This is a genomic window from Kitasatospora sp. NPDC056531, from assembly GCF_042794375.1.
Lineage (GTDB): Bacteria > Actinomycetota > Actinomycetes > Streptomycetales > Streptomycetaceae > Kitasatospora.
The window spans coordinates 4,796-8,152 of the sequence record NZ_JBHTTU010000166.1 but is presented as its reverse complement, the minus strand read 5'-3'; the positions used below and the strand labels follow the sequence as shown (position 1 = coordinate 8,152).

The window sequence follows — 3,357 nt, the reverse complement described above, 5'->3', positions numbered from 1 at the left end:
GCTACCTCACGCCCCTCGAGATCCGGCAGCGACACCAGCAAGGTCATGCCCTCGCGGCGTAGAAGATCGGTGTCCAACCGCAGGGTGGAACTTCACCCTGGCATCTCGCCCGCCCAGCTGGCCACCGTCTGCGTGCTGCAGTTCCTGCTCGGCCTGTCGGACCGGCAAGCGGCGGAAGCGGTCCGCTGCCGTATCGATTTCAAGTACGCCTTGGCCATGGAGCTGGACGATCCCGGCTTCCACCACAGCGTGCTGGCGGACTTCCGCGAGCGCCTGGCCCTGGATGACCGCGCCGACCGTCTTCTCGATCTGGCACTTGCGCGCCTGAAGGAGGCCGGGCTCGTGCGCGAGCGCACCACGCAGCGCACGGACTCCACCCACGTCCTGGCTGCGGTACGTGACCTGACCCGGCTGGAACTGGTCACCGAGGCCGTCCGTGCCGTGCTGGAAGAAGTGGCCCGCGCTGCTTCGCACCTGCTGACTGGCCTGGTGGATGAGGACTGGGGGCGCCGCTACGGCCGCCCGGTCCGTCTGGGCAAGAACCCCACCCGGCCGAAGACCAGGATTCTTGCCGCGGGCGAGGACGCCTGCCGGCTGCTGGAGCACCTCCACGAGCACGGACCGCGCTACCGGCCCGGCCCGCAGGCCGAGGCACTGCGGCAGATCATGATGCAGAACTACTACCGCGACGCGGCAGGCCGCCTGCGCTGGCGCACCGCCGACGACGGTGGCCTGCCGCCCTCCGCCTCGGCGATCGTCTCCCCCTACGACACGACGGCGCGCTACGTCCGTCACGGGCACATCATCAGCTGGAAGGGGTTCGCCGCGCATGTCACCGAGACATGTGCCTCCGACAGCGTCAACGTGATCACGGACGTGGCCACCACCTCGGCCGCCACGAACGACGGCGAGGCCCTGCCCGGCATCCACACCCGCCTGGCACGTCGCGAACTGCTGCCCGCCGAGCACCTGGTCGACGGCGGCTACACCTCCCTGGTCCACCTGGAACGAGCCGCTCGCGAACACCAGGTCACCGGCAGCGGGCCGCTGTCGGGCAACCCCACCCGCCAGCACCGCAGGACCGAAGGCTTTGACCGGGACGACTTCCACATCGACTTCGACCGTCGGCAGGTCACCTGCCCCCGAGGCCAGGTCAGCCAGGGCTGGCACGGTCCCTATCCAACCTCTTCGCCAACTGCGGCACCCCTGATCGTGGCGCGGTTCACCAAGGGCCAGTGCCAGCCGTGTCCGGACCGCCCCCGGTGCACCAGTTCCCGCGAGAGCGCTCGGAACGTGGGCTTTCCCCCGCGAGAACTCCGCGACCTGCAAGTCCGCGTCCGCACCGAGCAGCAGACACCCGAGTGGAAGGCCCGCTACGCGGTCCGCTCCGGTATCGAGGGCACCATCAACGAGTTCGCCCACGGACACGGCATGCGCCGCTGCCGCTACCGAGGACAGCCGAAAGCCCACCTACAGCACGTACTCACAGCCATCGCCGTGAACATCGAACGGCTCAGTGGCCGGCCAGTCAGCGACGAAGCCCCGTCACCGAGACCGCCGACCGCCTTCCAGACCTTCCTGGACGATAACGACGTCCCCCGGCCGAAGTCCTGGCGAACCCTTGGCACTTGAGCCCGATCATCCAAGATCCCCGACAGAGTCAAGTTAAGACCGACCGGCAGTAGGCGGCGGAGTACGGTCGTTGTGAGAGGTGGCAGCAGAACGGGCACAGACCCACGTGATCATGGAGTTCTCTACGCTCTGTGACCGCGAAGGACGACTGTGCCCGCGCTGCCATCATGCCTGCTCGAACCCGCCTGGGACCAGTTCAGGGCCCTACTGCCCGATCGGGCCGAGTTCGACCCTGACCATCCGCTCGGCTGCCACCGACGGCGCATTCCGGACCCTGACCGCTGGCGTCGGAGGCGTACTGGCCGCCGATGAACACCGGTTCGCCGGGCGCGGAGGCGGCGTGGCTGTAGCCGAACGGCGTCGGGTCGTGCAGGCCGGGCGGGTTGGTGATGGTGCGGGTGTCGGTCACGGGGTTCCTTCCCTGGTGTCGGGCTGAGCTCGGTGCCGGGCGGTCTACGGCTCGGACCGGGCGGCTTCCTCCCGGGCGTCGCGCCAACTCGGCGACTCCAGGAAGTGGTTGTCGAAGAGGTCCTGCTTGGCGAGCAGTTCCTCGACCGTCGCCTCGCCCGCGCGGATCCGCTCCAACAGGCGGAAGTAGTCGAAGCGCTCCACCCCGGGGGTGATCACGATCAGCAGGTCCGCCCCGGAGTCCGGCGCCGCCGCGAAGGCATGCGGCAGATGGGGCGGCACCACCACGAGGTCGCCGCTCCGGGCGGTGACTACCTCGTTCCCGACCAGCACCTGGGCCGAGCCGTCGATGACGAAGAACAGCTCCGAGGAGCCCCCGTGGTAGTGCGGAGTGGCGCCGTCCTTGCCGCGCCCCAGCGTGACGCGCAGGGTGCTCAGGGCGCCGCCGGTGGCGCTGGAGTCCGCCAGCAGCCGCCCCTTGCCGCCGAGCATTCCGACGGTCTCGGCTTCGTCGCCCCGCACCACCACGGCTTCCGGTCCGATCAACGTCATTGGCCTCTCCCCACAGCGAGCGCTCCGATAGTTCCACGATTGATAGTACTACGCCTAACTATCTCCCATCGAATAATATGCCCCTATGGATCACGTGGACGTCATGCTCGACCAGTGGAGCCGGGAGCGCCCGGACCTCGACCTGGCGGCGGTCGGCACCGTCGGCCGCCTCGGCCGCTTCGCGCTGCTCGCGGGCCGGGTCGTCGAAGAGGTGTTCAAGCAACACGGCCTCCAGCGCGGCGAGTTCGACGTTCTCGCCACCCTGCGCCGCTCCGGCGCGCCGTACGAACTGATGCCCTCCGAACTCGCCGCGCTGCTGCTGATGTCGCGGGCCGGCATGACCAGCCGGATCGACCGGCTGGAATCGGCGGGCCTGGTGGAACGCAGCACCGACCCGGCGGACCGGCGCAGCGTCCGCATCGCCCTCACCGCGGCCGGACGCGCCCTCGTGGACGCCGCCTTCACCGACCACGCGGCCAACGAGACCGCGCTGCTCTCCGCCCTCTCGGGCGAGGAACGGGCCACCCTGGACGGGCTCCTGCGCAAACTGCTCGCCGACGTCGAGGGCGCGGAGAGCCCGGCGCCCTGACGGCCCCGCCCGACGCCCCCGCCCGAGGTCCAGCCACCCGCGACCGCTCCGGAACGCCGTCGGGCGCCGTTCGCTGGGAGCGCGGGCGGGGGCCGACACCCCGTGTAATGTGTCCTTCGTTGCGACTCCCCCCCCCTTCCCTCCCCCCCTTTTCTCCCCTCCCTTTCCGGCTTCCC

Annotated in this window: 3 protein-coding genes and 2 pseudogenes; 3 read left to right on the top strand and 2 right to left on the bottom strand. The window is 69.9% G+C overall.

The features are described from left to right. The first annotated feature begins 84 nt into the window (after positions 1 to 84). Both ACFQ87_RS43030 and ACFQ87_RS43025 read left to right on the top strand, forming a co-directional pair. A complete protein-coding gene (locus tag ACFQ87_RS43030) occupies positions 85 to 1,632 on the top strand; it encodes an IS1182 family transposase (RefSeq protein WP_380616450.1) in 1,548 nt (515 codons plus the stop codon). 150 nt (positions 1,633 to 1,782) lie between these two features. Beyond that, positions 1,783 to 1,905, top strand: a pseudogene (locus ACFQ87_RS43025) (IS5/IS1182 family transposase); the annotation flags it as partial. Positions 1,906 to 1,909: 4 nt separating this feature from the next. Here ACFQ87_RS43025 and ACFQ87_RS43020 read toward each other — a convergent pair. After that, positions 1,910 to 2,041: pseudogene (locus tag ACFQ87_RS43020) on the bottom strand (RidA family protein); the annotation flags it as partial. Between the two features lie 44 nt (positions 2,042 to 2,085). Then, positions 2,086 to 2,592 carry a cupin domain-containing protein gene (locus ACFQ87_RS43015; RefSeq protein WP_380616449.1) on the bottom strand — a complete coding sequence of 169 codons (507 nt, stop codon included), beginning with the start codon at positions 2,590 to 2,592 and terminating at the stop codon, positions 2,086 to 2,088. An 85-nt stretch (positions 2,593 to 2,677) separates the two neighbouring features. On the opposite strand from ACFQ87_RS43015, the gene ACFQ87_RS43010 reads away from it, so the two are divergent. Then, a complete protein-coding gene (locus ACFQ87_RS43010) occupies positions 2,678 to 3,181 on the top strand; it encodes a MarR family winged helix-turn-helix transcriptional regulator (RefSeq protein WP_380616447.1) in 504 nt (167 codons plus the stop codon). The last annotated feature ends 176 nt before the right edge of the window (positions 3,182 to 3,357 follow it).